18 protein-coding genes are annotated in these 14,503 nt (G+C 41.8%); 6 read left to right on the top strand and 12 right to left on the bottom strand.

Features of this window, described 5'->3' with window-relative positions; all coding sequences use genetic code 11:
* Nucleotides 1-15 precede the first annotated feature (15 nt).
* The 11 genes from dapD to fadH form a co-directional block, all read right to left on the bottom strand.
* Entirely contained in the window at nt 16-726 is a 711-nt protein-coding gene (gene dapD / locus MHH79_RS07685) for a 2,3,4,5-tetrahydropyridine-2,6-dicarboxylate N-acetyltransferase (protein ID WP_003218680.1), read from the bottom strand.
* A gap of 104 nt (nt 727-830) precedes the next feature.
* Entirely contained in the window at nt 831-1,286 is a 456-nt protein-coding gene (locus MHH79_RS07680) for a flavodoxin (RefSeq protein WP_015383540.1), read from the bottom strand.
* 13 nt (nt 1,287-1,299) lie between these two features.
* On the bottom strand, nt 1,300-2,193 hold the full coding sequence (locus MHH79_RS07675) for a hypothetical protein (protein ID WP_047182547.1): 894 nt from the start codon (nt 2,191-2,193) through the stop codon (nt 1,300-1,302).
* Nucleotides 2,183-2,659, bottom strand: coding sequence for a flavodoxin (locus MHH79_RS07670; RefSeq protein WP_063336158.1), 477 nt, complete (start codon nt 2,657-2,659; stop codon nt 2,183-2,185). Before MHH79_RS07670 ends, MHH79_RS07675 begins: the two co-directional genes overlap by 11 nt.
* A gap of 112 nt (nt 2,660-2,771) precedes the next feature.
* The gene (gene ccpC / locus MHH79_RS07665; RefSeq protein WP_003232387.1) at nt 2,772-3,653 is read right to left on the bottom strand and encodes a transcriptional regulator CcpC; all 882 of its coding nucleotides are present in this window, start codon (nt 3,651-3,653) and stop codon (nt 2,772-2,774) included.
* Between the two features lie 147 nt (nt 3,654-3,800).
* On the bottom strand, nt 3,801-4,244 hold the full coding sequence (gene cbpB / locus MHH79_RS07660; RefSeq protein ID WP_003218674.1) for a cyclic-di-AMP-binding protein CbpB: 444 nt from the start codon (nt 4,242-4,244) through the stop codon (nt 3,801-3,803).
* A 137-nt stretch (nt 4,245-4,381) separates the two neighbouring features.
* Entirely contained in the window at nt 4,382-4,579 is a 198-nt protein-coding gene (gene abbA, locus MHH79_RS07655) for an AbrB antirepressor AbbA (RefSeq protein ID WP_010886502.1), read from the bottom strand.
* 133 nt (nt 4,580-4,712) lie between these two features.
* Nucleotides 4,713-5,231: a ribonuclease H-like YkuK family protein gene (locus MHH79_RS07650; RefSeq protein WP_003232389.1), complete on the bottom strand. Its 519-nt coding sequence runs from the start codon at nt 5,229-5,231 to the stop codon at nt 4,713-4,715.
* Nucleotides 5,232-5,341: 110 nt separating this feature from the next.
* Nucleotides 5,342-5,581: a DUF1797 family protein gene (locus MHH79_RS07645; protein WP_003218671.1), complete on the bottom strand. Its 240-nt coding sequence runs from the start codon at nt 5,579-5,581 to the stop codon at nt 5,342-5,344.
* A 646-nt stretch (nt 5,582-6,227) separates the two neighbouring features.
* On the bottom strand, nt 6,228-7,451 hold the full coding sequence (locus MHH79_RS07640; protein WP_100506094.1) for an EAL-associated domain-containing protein: 1,224 nt from the start codon (nt 7,449-7,451) through the stop codon (nt 6,228-6,230).
* Nucleotides 7,452-7,514: 63 nt separating this feature from the next.
* Nucleotides 7,515-8,279 (bottom strand): 2,4-dienoyl-CoA reductase, encoded by a 765-nt coding sequence (gene fadH / locus MHH79_RS07635; protein ID WP_014476659.1) that lies wholly within the window; start codon nt 8,277-8,279, stop codon nt 7,515-7,517.
* A gap of 142 nt (nt 8,280-8,421) precedes the next feature.
* Here fadH and MHH79_RS07630 point away from each other — a divergent pair, with 142 nt between their 5' ends.
* From MHH79_RS07630 to MHH79_RS07615, 4 genes are all read left to right on the top strand, one after another.
* On the top strand, nt 8,422-9,282 hold the full coding sequence (locus tag MHH79_RS07630) for a metallophosphoesterase (RefSeq protein ID WP_063336162.1): 861 nt from the start codon (nt 8,422-8,424) through the stop codon (nt 9,280-9,282).
* Nucleotides 9,283-9,338: 56 nt separating this feature from the next.
* Nucleotides 9,339-9,833 carry a L,D-transpeptidase family protein gene (locus MHH79_RS07625; protein WP_080467397.1) on the top strand — a complete coding sequence of 165 codons (495 nt, stop codon included), beginning with the start codon at nt 9,339-9,341 and terminating at the stop codon, nt 9,831-9,833.
* A gap of 75 nt (nt 9,834-9,908) precedes the next feature.
* A complete protein-coding gene (locus MHH79_RS07620; protein ID WP_014479656.1) occupies nt 9,909-11,201 on the top strand; it encodes an MFS transporter in 1,293 nt (430 codons plus the stop codon).
* A gap of 125 nt (nt 11,202-11,326) precedes the next feature.
* On the top strand, nt 11,327-11,791 hold the full coding sequence (locus MHH79_RS07615; protein ID WP_003232406.1) for a YkyB family protein: 465 nt from the start codon (nt 11,327-11,329) through the stop codon (nt 11,789-11,791).
* Between the two features lie 43 nt (nt 11,792-11,834).
* Here the strand turns inward: MHH79_RS07615 and cheV are convergent, their stop codons facing one another.
* Nucleotides 11,835-12,746, bottom strand: a complete 912-nt coding sequence (gene cheV, locus MHH79_RS07610; RefSeq protein WP_014476655.1) for a chemotaxis protein CheV — start codon at nt 12,744-12,746, stop codon at nt 11,835-11,837.
* Between the two features lie 203 nt (nt 12,747-12,949).
* On the opposite strand from cheV, the gene MHH79_RS07605 reads away from it, so the two are divergent.
* Nucleotides 12,950-13,111: a hypothetical protein gene (locus tag MHH79_RS07605; RefSeq protein ID WP_003245246.1), complete on the top strand. Its 162-nt coding sequence runs from the start codon at nt 12,950-12,952 to the stop codon at nt 13,109-13,111.
* A 201-nt stretch (nt 13,112-13,312) separates the two neighbouring features.
* Nucleotides 13,313-14,494, top strand: coding sequence for an aminotransferase A (locus MHH79_RS07600; RefSeq protein WP_014476653.1), 1,182 nt, complete (start codon nt 13,313-13,315; stop codon nt 14,492-14,494).
* Nucleotides 14,495-14,503: the final 9 nt, after the last annotated feature.

The following is a 14,503-nucleotide window of genomic DNA, read 5'->3' as shown; positions in this document are numbered from 1 at the left end:
TTATCAAACTTTTCCTTACAGCTGGCGTAATTCCTGCTTGATTTCAGTTTTGCCTTTTGTTTTTTCATCAATGTCTTTGATTTTTTTAGCTGGTGTGCCTGCAACGACAGTGTATGGCTCAACGTCATTTACCACGATCGCTCCCGCAGCAACAACAGCTCCTTTACCTACTGTTACACCTTCAAGCACAACAGCATTTGCGCCGATTACGACGTCGTCTTCAATCACAACCGGTTTAGCGGATGGCGGCTCAATAACGCCCGCAAGTACAGAACCCGCGCCGATATGGCAGTTTTTTCCAACAGTAGCTCGTCCGCCAAGCACAACGTTCATATCAATCATTGTGCCTTCGCCGATGACTGAACCGATATTAATAGAAGCACCCATCATGATGACTGCGTTATCACCGATTTCAACTTGGTCGCGGATGATCGCGCCCGGCTCGATACGCGCTTTGATGTTTTTTAGATCAAGCATTGGGATCGCAGAATTGCGGCGGTCATTTTCAACCACATAGTCTTCGATTTTGCTTTGGTTTTCTTCGATTGCTGTTTGGATTTCGCTCCACTCACCGAAAACGACACCAGTGTTTCCGTTGATAAAAGCTTTCGCAGATTCGCCGAAATTGATTCCTTCCAGCTCACCTTTCACGTAAACCTTTACAGGTGTAGATTTTGTACTATTTTGAATAAATGAAATAATTTCATTTGCGTCCATCATTTTCATATGTATAGTCCTCCTCCTGATTTTCTACCTCATTACTGTATCAAAGGAAAGATACAAAGACAAGAAAAAAAGGAACAGCCGTTTTAGCAGTTCCCAGTGAGTGATCAGACAGCGCACCCGCTTTTCTTTGCGAATTGTCTCCCGAAGTTTATTAATTCTTCCTCTTCTTCACCTTCTGGATTATTTTCGATTTTTACCGAAGGCAGCACAATGTCGCCACCGCATTCTTTTATTTTTGCTTCGAGCGTATCAACCGCTCCGCAGAAAAATTCATATGCTGTATCACCGGAACCGAATACAGCGCATGTTTTACCGGAAAAATCAATCTCCTCCATGTCTTCAGCCAGATCTAAAAATTCATCAGGCAGATCTCCGTCTCCCCACGTGTAGGTCCCCATTATGATATGGTCATAATCGGTAAACAGCTGGGCATCATCAATATCCATTGCTTCGAAACGGTCTACTTCTGCTTCCGCCTCCTGAAGCCCCTTTTCAATCAAATCTGCCATTGCTTCAGTGTTGCCTGACATTGTTGCATAAACGAGCAAAATCTTCGCCAATTCCGTTCCTCCTCTAATGAATCATTGCTGAAACTTCGTACGGCTGGACAAATTTACATTCATACAAGCCTGCGCAAAAGAAATTCTCTTTCTGATTGGCCACTCTCCATCCATGCCCCTTAATGGTATCGAACCATTTTAACGACCGGGCTTCGAGATCAGCCTGGTAAATTCTCGAAAAACCATTTTCATCTTGTGTTGTAGTGACATATATAATGCCATCATCCTCTGAAAGATCAAGAAATGACTCTTCAATTCTGATCATGCTGGATTGAATGATGAATTCTTCACCATTCAAAAGATTCCGTACAGTGACAGCACCGTGCTTTCCTTTCACAGAACCCATCGCCGCCACCAGCCAATTTTCATTGAACACGAGCATGGATGCCGTCATCCGGTTTTTTTCTTTTTTGACAACTTGGACAGTGTCACGCTTAATGTCGTAAGCCCAAATGCCGCCAAAATATTCGTGTATTTGCGTGCCGATAAAAAGATTGCCCCCGTGAAGGCATAGCGACCGGATAACAGGGGGATTATGAAATTCGGCAAAAGGTTTGGTTACGCGCCATGAGATACCAAAATCATCCGATACATAAATACAATGCTTACCGTGGGCGCAGACAAACCCGTTGTTTCTGCCGGTAATCGCCCACACTGTTGCATTTGTCGGAAAGCTCGACATCGTCCAGGTTTTCCCTTCATCAGCCGAACGAATGACTGTTCCCTTTTCACCGACGCCAAATAAGTAAGGCCCTATGTAGCTGATACAGTGTATCTTACTTTTCAAACGAAAAAGCTTTCTCCAGCCCTGCTCCAAAGAATAATGAAAAATGCCTTCTCTTTGTACCGCCACAAAATATCCAGAAAACGCCGAGGCCGTAACAGCAGTTGCTCCTTTATGAAACATGGCTTTTTTCCTTGTTCATATAATCTGCCCATGCAAGAAAACCTCTCGCAAACGCTCGGCAGCTTTCCACATCTTCATCTGTTTCAGGCGCTAATTCAATTTTTAGTGTTTCCTGGTAAACAGCAGCTCCCGCCTCTTGCAGCATGGCATTGAACAAATTCACCGCTTCGCAAAACTTTGGATAAGAATAATCGCCAGACCCGAAGCAGGCTGTTTTTAAACCATTAAGCTGAAGCTGTTTGACCTCTTCGAAAAAATCCTCCGCTTCGTAGGGCAAATCGCCGTCCCCCCATGTATAGGTGCCAATCAGTACATAATCATAGGAGGTTAAACAAGACGCATCCGCATCTTCTATCTCGACACAATCGATATCCAACTCATATTCCTGAAGCGTATCTTTTATTATGAAGGCAATGTCTTCTGTATTTCCTGACATGCTGGCATATGTAATCAAGGCTTTAGCCATGTTATCACCCCATTAATTGATAATGATTTTCAATATCATATGTATCACTTTAAATGATAATGATTTTCATTGTCAACAGATAAATAAAAAAAAAGACAGCACCTCGCTGTCTTTAAAATGGATTTTCCTGATCCAGCATATCCTTTATCACTTGTACAAAAGCTTGAACTTGTTTCAGTTCAAAGGCAGGCTCATAGCCTAATAACCATGTATCCCGACCGATCGGATGCCCTTTCATGTCTAAGAGAGGCATTTTATTCACTTTATCTTCATTTTGAAGGGTAACAGACGGCAAAATGGCATAACCGATTCCGTGCAGCGCCATCTGTTTGCACGTTTCAATCTGATCAACCAATATCGTCTGTTTCGGCGACGTTTTAAATTTTTGATGCCACCAGTGCTGAATTTCCTGAAAATAAGTGCTGTCACTTTTAAACTGGATAAACGGCCGTTCTGTATGGGCAATATCTTCGATGCAGGAAATTTCAGTATCCACTAAATACAGATGATCTGTCATTAAGTAATCTTTGCGCCCCTTCCACTCAGGGTTGCCTCTTATAATGCCGATATGAACCTGATCCTCATACAAGCTTTTCAGCATTTCGCTGCTCCACCCGGTTATGAGCGAGATCTTTGCATTCGGATACTTTTCCACATACGTCTTCAGGACTTTAGGGAGCCAATGCTGACCGATTATGGAGGCGACGGCAAGCTTCAACGTGCCGTGAATTTCACCTTCAAGCTCGTCAATATTTTCTCTTATTCTTTCCTGCTCTAATGTCACATCATTCGCAAACTGAATGATTTTCTCACCGGCGGGCGTTACCGTTAATCCTTTTTGGGATCTTAAAAAGATTTTTGTTCCCCACGCCTTTTCAATGGTTTGTAAGCGCTGAGATAAAGCCGGCTGAGATACAAAAAGCCGTTCTGCCGCCTTTCTCATATTTAATTCCTCAGCTAAAACTACGAGCATATGAAGCTCTTGAAGCTGCATGTCGTCCTCCTTTTTGTTATCAATAAGTTTTTCTTATCTCCCATTCTAATAAAATCTTAGTTTCTTATTCAAGCCCTATTCTCGTTTAAATTATGTATGCGCTTTCTTTTTTCACTCTGCCTATATAATAAAAATAGGCCGTACAGCCTACTTATTCAATGAGCGTATATGCTTATTCAATTCCTTTAAAACGACTCTTCTCGTAAAAATCCCTTCAAAAACCTGCTCGTCATTTTCGACACAGACAAATCCGTTATTAATGACCATGCCGAATCCCTTCATAATCGGATCATTGATATGCAGGCGCGGAATGTCAGTCAGCATGACTTCCTCAACAGTGATTTGGTCAAGCTTTTCAAACTCAATTCGCTCAAGCCCAAAAATACTGTTCATGATCATATTTGTCCCGATTAAGCCATGTAAACGATAGGAAGGATCCAGAACCGGGATGGCTGTGTATCCGGTTTTTGTCAATACTAATAATGCATGCTCAAGGTTATTTCCGACTTGCACGTGCGCTACTTTGTCTGCCTCAATCATAAATTGTCCGACTGTTGCCTCAAGAAGTTGATCTGATTGTAAGCTTATCATGTTTTCGACCCCTTTTCATTTTCATCATCAATACATTCCCTATATTGCAATAATATAAACTTTATCAGTATTTGTCGAAAAGTTTCCTTTCAATAAAAAAGATACTCTTTGTGGAGTATCAATTATAGGGTGTCCCATTAATTTTCAAATCGAAATCGGTCGTATAGCGTTACAAGTTTTTTGTAGGTGGTTCCGTCAACGTTTTTGGTCCCTGTCTCTATATCGTTGATCTCACTGCTTAATAGCTCGATGGCATACTCATGGTTGATCAGGATATTCAGCAGAAGTTTTTGTTCTTCTTCTGTAAATCGTTCACCGATAAGACTCATTCGCAATCAGGCCCCCTGTTTTATACTGAATACCTCTGAAAGCAAGACAACTTACTTTCAGCTCTACCGCTAGAATAAGTAATCAGATAACAAACGTCAACCGCATAATTCGACATTTACCTTGGCTTTTCCAGCCAAATTATTTTGTGAAACGATTTGCATAGCTGAAGGCAGTGTATGAATCCGGCTTTATTTTGGCCTCAATCCCCATGGAGGTAATACGTCCAGTCATTTCTTGGATCAGATCTTTTGTAAGCCCTTTTTTCCCAATATCCAAGTGAACTTCAAAGGTAAGATCCGCCCCCTCACCGGTAAAGGGCAGGAGCAGATCGGTAATATCCATTAAGTGTCCATCAAGAATATGAGCGGCCGTTTCTTGGCTGTACGCCGTTTCTAACGAAATCTTCTCCCGAAGGCTATGTATGGGTCTGTCGACTGTATGATTTTTCAAACAGCCCCAAGCTCCCTTGCCTGTACGATGCAAATGCAATGCGGTAATAAACTTTGTGTAATCGCGGTAAACCTGTGAATCGGTTCCGATCGATAACACATAAGAAGAACGGGGGTCCTTTTGAACAAAGGCTTTAAGCCGTTCCATCACATCTTGAAAGGTCATCTGTGCTTCTGAAAGATTATAAAACAGAAAAGAATCAGCCATCACGACACTCCTTTTCAAGGATTTACAACCATGAAACAAGTATGTTCCTTACCGTTTATTTCGATTACTTTTGCAAAGGCGGAAGCTTGTTCCCCCCTATTTCAGGAATCTTACTGAAGAAGTTCAAAGATTTCGATGGAAACCATGTCGATATTATCAAACGGATATGTGTTAGGTTTTTCACCTTTTTGGAAAACCGTCAGTTCAAACGTTTGATTTTTTTCGAAATATTTAACACTGCATATTTTCTCACCATTCACTTCGAAATAGCGTTGCATTGGCTCGTTAGCCGCTTCCGCTGTTTCTTGCAGACTTTGCAGCCGTGTGATGATACCCATTAATTGTGACATTCTAAAAAAAGACTCCTTTCAAAAAGCAACTTCAAATCAACAAGTATTTATTATAATACAAGTTCTATTGAGCATCATACCATAAAGTCGGACAGGATGGCATTTTCACTGCTGAATTTAAGCAAAGAAAAAAAGTGAAAAAAACTATTTTTCTTTAGTTTGAGGCTTTTTTTGAATGTCATGCACACAATTATAATTTTTTTCGAATCTTTGCAGCATTAAGAATGCCTTTTTGCAACTTTGTCAAAACCTTCTTTTGAATTTTCTGGTGAAGTCCCGCGTGGCCATAATCAATGGGAGTCATGCTGGATAGAGTAAACACGGACCTGAAATAAATAATCATTTCAGAACGAATTTTCCTCCTCACCCGTGCAGCAGTGTCAGGGGTGTTCGGCACTGAATGTTTCTCCCCGTGTTAAACGTTTACCACTAGTTAGGTTTATTGTTTCATTGGATTGTCCTATGCTTTGACAAATAAAAAACTTGGCGGGGGTAGCGCCAAGTTTTTTCGGATCTTGATCTGATAGAGGGGTTGGGGAACAGAGAGTAGCTTCTCTCTATAATTAAATGATAATGATTCTCAGTATCAATGTCAATCGTTTTTTGATATTTTTTTCAATTCATAAAAAAAACGGCCTCTCAGCCGTTAAATCAATCCATCCTGCTCATATAAATATGAATAAGGCAAGTCTATAAATAAATACACCTGATCCTCCATCGGATACGAAAACGTTCTAATCATTTCACCTGTTTCCAAATCACTATACAGATCACTGAAAAAACCTTTTCTGAGATTTCTCATTCTCATAATGTTCTCCAGAAAATAAGGGCGCCAGCTCCAGTTTTTCTCCGCATATTCCGGCTGATAAATCCATTCTCCATCTTGCTTAAACACATTTCCCGTCAGCTGATCGCCTTCTTCATCACACATGTAAATCCTGAAGCTGCAATCTGTCAGCTCTTCCGCCAGCTTTTTAATAAAGTCATCATCAGAAGACAGATTGTTTTTTCTCAAAGAGGTCACAGCCTGATGCACTCGTTTGTAAAACTGTTCAGAGTGCTCATAGACGGTCTCCAGTTTCTTTTTCTCATGTGTGATAAATTGGTGAAATTCAGTTTTAAGTCTATGTTTCAATACATCTCTATCTAGAAACGTTTCAGATGGGGACACCAAGTAATAGCCCTGAAAATAGCGGCCTCCGTTTCTCCAGGCGTACTGAAGCTGGAAGTTCGCCTCAATGTCTTCATACAGCAGCGCCGCACCGATTTTTCTTGCTAATAAAGAGATGCTGTACAGCACATGCTCATATGACGGTGACGGCTGTGACACTTTCAGCGCCTGCAAATCGATTTTTAACAGATCTGGTGAGAGCAGCGCGATTCTGTCCAAGTTGCTGCTTTCTTTTCCGATGTTGTCAACTGCGATTTTAATTCCGTATGTACGATAGTATGCAAGCATATGGTAGAGCTGCTCAATATCCCCTTCAAAATTGTGCTCTGTAATTTCAAGCACAAAACGGTGGAGTTCGATTCCCTTCGCTTCATATTCTTTCAGAAGCTCCAGAAAGCTTTCACCATGATCCAGCATCAGCAGATTGGCATCCTGATTCATAAAAATCAGCAGATCAGAATCCGCCTCTAAAAAGCGGTCAAGAGCCTGGCGGATAATTCTGTTATCAACCTCTAATTTATATTCTTCGGGTATCCCTGCATCTAAAAAGAAGGGCCCGAGACTTTGGATTTCTGAATCTGCCAAAATTCGTCCAAGCACCTCATATCCGACAACCTTCTGTTCCTCGGCACTGAAAATCGCCTGGTAATATGGAAGGACATCATCAATGTTCGTTAAAATATCAAGTGGATCCAACATGTTATCACCTGCTTCTCTATCTTTGTCTGATTATACCACATTGAATCCAAAGATTAATATTCTTTAAAACGGATAAGGATTCAGCCATTGCCCTCCGTCCATTGTGATACAATCCCCGTTTATATAGGATGCTTCATCAGAAAGCAAAAACGCTGCCAAAGCGGCGATTTCCTCCGGTGTGCCCAATCGGCCGAGCGGCACACTGTTCATCGTGCGGGCCATCGCTTTTTCCGATTCAAATAGCTTCTCCGCACCGCCTGTTCGTTCAATCGGTCCGGGGGCTATCGCGTTTGTGCGGATGCCGTATTTGCTCCCCCACTCAACGGCCAGCGTTCTTGTCAGTGACAATACCCCCGCTTTGGCTGCAGCGGAATGAACGACCCCCGCTCCCGCTCCCCAAGCGTACGTGGCTGCCATATTTAAAATGACACCCTGCTGCTTCTGGTCAATCCAGTGCCTTGCCGCTGCTTGGCTGCAAAAAAATGTGCCGTTTAAAACAATCTCAATAACGGCTTTCCATCCATTGGGCGTCAGCTTTTCTGCCGGACAAATAAAGTTTCCGGCCGCGTTGTTAATCAGCGCGTCAAGCCGGCCAAAGGCTTTTATCGCTTCTTTAATCATGTCTGAAGCGGCGGAATCGGAACGGACATCCATTTGAAAACAAGCGACCTGCCCCTCAAAGGTCTCAATTTCTTTTTTTGTTTCCTCAAGTGCTTCATGGTTCCTCCCTGTCACCATAACGTGCCACCCTAATTCAGCCTGTTTTTTTGCCATCGCTTTTCCCATGCCGCTTGACCCGCCGGTAATGATAACCGCCTTTTTTTCCATGTTTCTCCCTCCTATTGTGAATGAGTATTCATTCAATAATATTCTATCATTATATCCCTGCCTCTGTCAGCACATGCTCATATGAGATTTTTATCAGATACAGATGATATAATAGAAAAACTCTATTAAAGGTTGGTTTGAAATGAAAAAGATGTCCAGAAGACAATTTCTAAAAGGAATGTTCGGCGCTCTTGCTGCCGGGGCTTTAACGGCCGGCGGGGGATATGGCTATGCCAGATATCTCGAGCCGCATATGATCGAGACAACCGAACACACAATAAAAAGCTCTCTCATTCCGCACGGATTTGACGGTTTTAAAATCGTGCAGTTCAGTGATACACACTTGAGTGATTACTTTACTCTCGAAGATTTAAAAACTGTCATTTTTACAATTAATGAATCTAAACCTGATCTCATTGTTTTTACAGGTGATATCATCGATAATCCTGATACGTACCAGCACCACCAGGCAGTCATTCCATTATTGAGAAAGCTTAATGCTCCCTTCGGCAAGCTTTGTATTTACGGCAATCATGATCACGGAGGCTATGGAACTGCCGTTTACAATAGCTTGATGACAGCCGGAGGTTTCACGGTATATCGCAATGGCTATCAAACATTGTCACTCGCAGATGGCAGCAAAATCGAGATTGCTTCGCTTGATGACTTAATGCTGGGAAACCCAGATTATGAAGGCACCCTTTCAAGGCTGAGCGACAGACTTTTTTCCATTCTTCTCGTCCATGAACCTGATGCGGCCTTGAAAACAACAGATTATCCCGTGAACCTTCAGCTTTCCGGCCATACACACGGCGGCCAGATTCAGCTGCCTTTTTACGGACCGATTATTACGCCTCCATATGGAAAAGTCTACACAGAGGGAATGTATCAAACGGGCAGCACTCATATTTACGTAAACCGAGGCCTCGGGATGACCAGGCTGCCTTTACGGTTTCTGGCCAAGCCTGAAATCACTGTCTTCACCTTAAAAAGCACAAATTAATGTAGCAGGATGGGCTCCTCATCAATACTTATAAGTAAAAAAGGAGGATGAGGAAACTGCTTACGTACCAGGTGAAGCAAGGTGATACACTGAACAGCATCGCGGCTGATTTCAGAATCAGCACGGCTGCATTACTCCAGGCTAATCCGTCACTGCAGGCAAGGCTCACCGCGGGACAGTCCATAGTCATCCCCGGACTGCCGGACCCTTATACAATTCCGTATCATATCGCAGTCTCAATCGGAGCGAAGACCCTTACGCTGTTCCTAAATAATCGGGTAATGAAAACCTATCCCATCGCCGTTGGTAAAATACTAACGCAAACGCCTACTGGCGAGTTTTACATTATTAACCGCCAGCGCAATCCCGGCGGCCCATTTGGCGCTTATTGGCTGAGCCTTTCAAAGCAGCACTACGGAATACATGGGACGAATAATCCCGCTTCGATTGGTAAGGCTGTTTCTAAGGGCTGCATTCGCATGCATAACAAAGACGTGATCGAACTTGCTTCAATTGTGCCAAACGGAACAAGAGTCACGATTAACCGGTAATGTTTTCTTATTTGTTTCAAAAACAGGCGGTTTATAATATGATAAAGTGGGACCTTTAGGGTAAGGAGCGTTTTTATGGATATATTTAAAAATCGTAATTTTGTTCGTCTATTTTTCGCAGCACTCGCTTCTCAAATGGGCACGACAGTAGGCAACATGGCCTTTGCTTTTTTTTTGCTGGACCGATTCAGCAGCCAGCCTTCATATACGACCTTGGCGGAGCTAATGTATTCTCTTCCGACCATATTTGTATTTCTGATCGTGGGAGTCGTCGCGGACCGGTTTGACAGAAAAAAGGTGGCAGAAAATTGTGATTGGATCAGAGCAGGCCTGACTGTCGTGCTTTTTTTCACTTTATTTACCGGCAATATTCCTCTTGTTTTTTGTATCTTATTTATCAGAAGCGCTGTAACAAAGTTTTTCTTTCCGGCAGAAAACAGTTTGGTACAAGCCATTCTGCCGAAGGAGCATTATGCGAAAGCCGCAGGGCTTAATCAGATGCTTTTTAGCATTTTTATGGTGTTTGGAGTCGGGATAGGCGCGTTTATGTACAACACCATCGGTATTGAAGGCGCCATTATTCTTGATTTTGTCAGCTTTATCATTTCCGGGCTGCTGATCCGCAGCTGCCGGATTCCAAAAGAAGCCCGACAGCCAAACGGTGCATTCAGCTGGAGAAAGACTTCTGTTAAGGATTCAATAAATGACTTTAGAGAAGGCATCCTCTATATTTTAAAAAACAAATTGCTGGCATCTCTTATTTTCGGCTTCTTCATTTTTGGATTTGTCAACGGAGGATTCGCCGTATTGCCGATGTTTACAATGAAATATGGATTGGCTCCTGACCGATATGAGTGGCATACGTCTGTATTTACGATCGCACTCGGGTTTGGGCTTCTGGCAGGAAGCGTAATCGGCACGATCATCTCTAAAAAAGTGAAGCCGCACTTTTTAATGTCGATACCGATTTTCATTGCAGGTTTGCTGATCTTCGTCCTCGGCTACACCAATATTTTATGGGTGTATTACGCGGCAGCTTTTGCACTGGGAATGTGCATCGGACCGATCAACATTGCAATCGGAGGGTGGATGCCCAAAATTGTTCATCCAAAACTGATGGGACGTGTAAGCGGCATGCAGGACCCTTTTATGATGTTTGCACAGTCTTTGACACTTGGCTTAGTCGCACTGTTATTCCCTAAGTTTGTTTCAAACATTGATTATCTTTATTACGGCATGGGTGTTATTATCCTGCTCGTTTTTATTTTTTATTTTATTGCACTGCCAAAATACAGTGCTCAGGCTGTGGAAGTGAATGTTCAGGAAGCATTTCAAGAACAGCCGAAAAAGAAGGCAAGATCTGTATAATGCAGGTTAAAAATGCGCTTTTTTTCTTAGAAAAAAGCGCATTTTTACATTCAATATTTGCATTTCAGCTTTAAAAAAGTATAATCTAATCATATAGAAATTGATAAGAGCAAAGGAGAGAAATAATGGACGACCATGCATATACGAAAGATCTGCAGCCAACCGTAGAAAATCTTTCAAAAGCAGTTTACACTGTGAACCGCCATGCAAAAACCGCCCCCAACCCTAAATACCTATATCTGCTGAAAAAACGGGCTTTGCAAAAGCTTGTCAAAGAAGGTAAAGGAAAGAAAATAGGGCTTCATTTTTCAAAAAATCCAAGGTTCAGCCAACAGCAATCGGACGTGCTTATCTCAATCGGAGACTACTATTTTCACATGCCTCCAACTAAAGAAGACTTCGAACATCTTCCGCATTTAGGTACACTTAATCAATCGTACCGAAATCCTAAAGCTCAAATGTCTTTAACAAAAGCGAAACACCTATTGCAAGAATATGTCGGCATGAAAGAAAAGCCGCTAGTGCCAAATCGCCAGCAGCCAGCTTACCATAAACCGGTCTTTAAAAAACTTGGCGAGAGTTACTTTTAAAATAAAAACAGCCGTGCCTCTTTCTGGCAACGGCTGTTTTTATTTATTCGATAACATACGTATCCACTTTTTTAATCAAATCACTGATCTCAGGCTTGCTGATTTGCTCATCTGCCCCTACAACTTCACCGCGGTGACGCAGATCATCCGTAATTAACGATGAGAAAATCATAACCGGCACATCTGAGCTTTTCGGATTTTCCTTCAACAGCTTTGTGAGCCTGTGTCCGTCCATTTTTGGCATTTCAATATCAGTGATGATCATATCAATCTGTTCTGATAAATCAGTTTCGTTTTCAGCAAGGTTCATAATGTATTCATATGCCTCTTTTCCATTTTCAAACGAAGCGATATTGTTGTACCCTGCTTCTTTTAATTCATCCTGCAAGAGGCGCATCAAAAGCGGTGAGTCCTCTACAATGATAAGCTTTTTATCAGTTCTTCTTTCATCGAAGCCCTCGGTATGCATATTATACGTGTCAACACCTGAATCTGATTCAATGTCATAAATAATTTTTTCATAGTCAGGCAAAAAGATCATCAGGTCTTCAAGCTTAATAATCCCGGTAAGGTGCCGCTCCATTCCTTGATTTAACGATGTCGGCTTTTCAATCGCTTCCCAGGATACTCTGTGAATTTGAGACACAGAGCCGACATGAAAAACAATTTTCCGTTTATTAAATTCAGTCACGATATATTTCTCATCTTTTGATCCTTCAGGCTCTACTCCAAAAAATGAGAAGAGACTGATCACAGGGAGGATTTCTCCTCTGAGTTTAATCATTCCTTCTACATGCTGATGGGAGTGAGGCACTGATGTCACCTCGACAGGCTGAATAATTTCTCTTACCTTCATGACGTTAATTCCGAAAGCATTTTCACCCACACCAAACTTCACAATTTCTAATTCATTTGTACCAGAATCCAATAAAATTTCGTATTGTTGTAACGACAATTCAATCCCTCGCTATTCGCATTCAGTATTGTACTGTATATATCGGCGTAATTTGTAAAAAGTGAATGGCAGCTCCTCAAAATCAAATTCCGAATGCAACAAGCCGCGTTCCTCAAAAACGAAACTTTTTTCCTAATAACCATTGACTTTCCAACTAACAGTGATAAAATAGTCAAGGATTTTTCCAAAGAAGGGTGTAAATAATGGGTACCTTAGTAATATTTAAAGAAAACGAAATGACTGTTTTAGAGGATATCAGTGAAGAAACTTACCTGAATATGAAGAAAGAATCAGCTGACCTTCAAGAAGAGCATCCTCCGTATCTGATTTGGCACGAAGACCTTCATTTTGATTATGGCTATTAATGAAATTGGCACATATAAACAATAATAGAACATGATACAATAAAGACAATCAAATCGCTGGTTGTCTTCTTTTTTTCTGAAAAGAAAGGTATGTTTAGAAAAAAGGCGCATACAATCGAAATATATCAGTTAAAAAGGTGACAAATGATCAGCTAGTGGTAAAATAGGATAAACTCATTATATTTGTTAAGGTGATGAATTATGGAACATTTGCTGAATCCGAAAGCAAGAGAGATCGAAATTTCAGGAATACGCAAATTCTCGAATCTTGTAGCCCAACACGAAGACGTCATTTCACTTACAATCGGCCAGCCTGATTTTTTCACACCGCATCATGTGAAAGCTGCCGCAAAAAAAGCCATTGATGAAAACGTGACGTCATATACTCCGAATGCCGGCTACCTGGAGCTGAGACAAGCTGTGCAGCTTTATATGAAGAAAAAAGCGGATTTCAACTATGATGCTGAATCTGAAATTATCATCACAACAGGCGCAAGCCAAGCCATTGATGCTGCATTCCGGACGATTTTATCTCCCGGAGATGAAGTCATTATGCCAGGGCCTATTTATCCGGGCTATGAACCTATTATCAATTTGTGCGGGGCCAAGCCTGTCATTGTTGATACTACGTCACACGGCTTTAAGCTTACCGCCCGGCTGATTGAAGATGCTCTGACACCCAACACCAAGTGTGTCGTGCTTCCTTATCCGTCAAATCCTACCGGCGTGACTTTATCTGAAGAAGAACTGAAAAGCATCGCAGCCCTTTTAAAAGGCAGAAATGTCTTCGTATTGTCCGATGAAATATACAGTGAATTAACATATGACAGACCGCATTACTCCATCGCAAACCATTTGCGAGATCAAACAATTGTCATTAACGGCTTGTCAAAATCACACAGCATGACTGGTTGGAGAATTGGATTTTTATTCGCACCGAAAGACATTGCAAAGCACATTTTAAAGGTTCATCAATACAATGTGTCGTGCGCCTCATCCATTTCTCAAAAAGCCGCGCTTGAAGCTGTCACAAACGGCTTTGACGACGCATTGATTATGAGAGAACAATACAAAAAACGTCTGGACTATGTTTATGACCGTCTTGTTTCCATGGGACTTGACGTAGTTAAACCGTCCGGTGCGTTTTATATCTTCCCTTCTATTAAATCATTTGGAATGACTTCATTTGATTTTAGTATGGCTCTTTTGGAAGACGCTGGTGTGGCACTCGTGCCGGGCAGCTCGTTCTCAACATATGGTGAAGGATATGTAAGATTGTCTTTTGCGTACTCGCTGGACACGCTGAGAGAAGGTCTGGACCGTTTAGAATTATTTGTATTAAAAAAACGTGAAGCAATGCAGACGATAAACAACGGCGTTTAAGCCGTTGTT

Origin of the sequence: Bacillus sp. FSL K6-0993 (genome assembly GCF_037977205.1) — a bacterium.
Taxonomy (GTDB): domain Bacteria; phylum Bacillota; class Bacilli; order Bacillales; family Bacillaceae; genus Bacillus; species Bacillus subtilis.
This window is presented reverse-complemented; position numbering and strand designations above follow the sequence as displayed.

Excerpts from the sequence above, each read along its gene's own strand:
- MHH79_RS07650 (WP_003232389.1), bottom strand. The coding sequence starts at position 5,231 with ATGGCTGATTCTTTTCTGTTTTATAATCTTTCAGAAGCACAGATGACC.
- MHH79_RS07605 (WP_003245246.1), top strand. The coding sequence starts at position 12,950 with ATGGGTACCTTAGTAATATTTAAAGAAAACGAAATGACTGTTTTAGAG.
- MHH79_RS07670 (WP_063336158.1), bottom strand. The coding sequence starts at position 2,659 with ATGGCTAAAGCCTTGATTACATATGCCAGCATGTCAGGAAATACAGAA.
- cbpB (WP_003218674.1), bottom strand. The coding sequence starts at position 4,244 with ATGATAAGCTTACAATCAGATCAACTTCTTGAGGCAACAGTCGGACAA.
- MHH79_RS07630 (WP_063336162.1), top strand. The coding sequence starts at position 8,422 with ATGAAAAAGATGTCCAGAAGACAATTTCTAAAAGGAATGTTCGGCGCT.
- dapD (WP_003218680.1), bottom strand. The coding sequence starts at position 726 with ATGAAAATGATGGACGCAAATGAAATTATTTCATTTATTCAAAATAGT.
- ccpC (WP_003232387.1), bottom strand. The coding sequence starts at position 3,653 with ATGCAGCTTCAAGAGCTTCATATGCTCGTAGTTTTAGCTGAGGAATTA.
- MHH79_RS07600 (WP_014476653.1), top strand. The coding sequence starts at position 13,313 with ATGGAACATTTGCTGAATCCGAAAGCAAGAGAGATCGAAATTTCAGGA.
- MHH79_RS07615 (WP_003232406.1), top strand. The coding sequence starts at position 11,327 with ATGGACGACCATGCATATACGAAAGATCTGCAGCCAACCGTAGAAAAT.
- MHH79_RS07675 (WP_047182547.1), bottom strand. The coding sequence starts at position 2,193 with ATGTTTCATAAAGGAGCAACTGCTGTTACGGCCTCGGCGTTTTCTGGA.
- fadH (WP_014476659.1), bottom strand. The coding sequence starts at position 8,279 with ATGGAAAAAAAGGCGGTTATCATTACCGGCGGGTCAAGCGGCATGGGA.
- MHH79_RS07640 (WP_100506094.1), bottom strand. The coding sequence starts at position 7,451 with ATGTTGGATCCACTTGATATTTTAACGAACATTGATGATGTCCTTCCA.
- MHH79_RS07620 (WP_014479656.1), top strand. The coding sequence starts at position 9,909 with ATGGATATATTTAAAAATCGTAATTTTGTTCGTCTATTTTTCGCAGCA.
- MHH79_RS07645 (WP_003218671.1), bottom strand. The coding sequence starts at position 5,581 with ATGTCACAATTAATGGGTATCATCACACGGCTGCAAAGTCTGCAAGAA.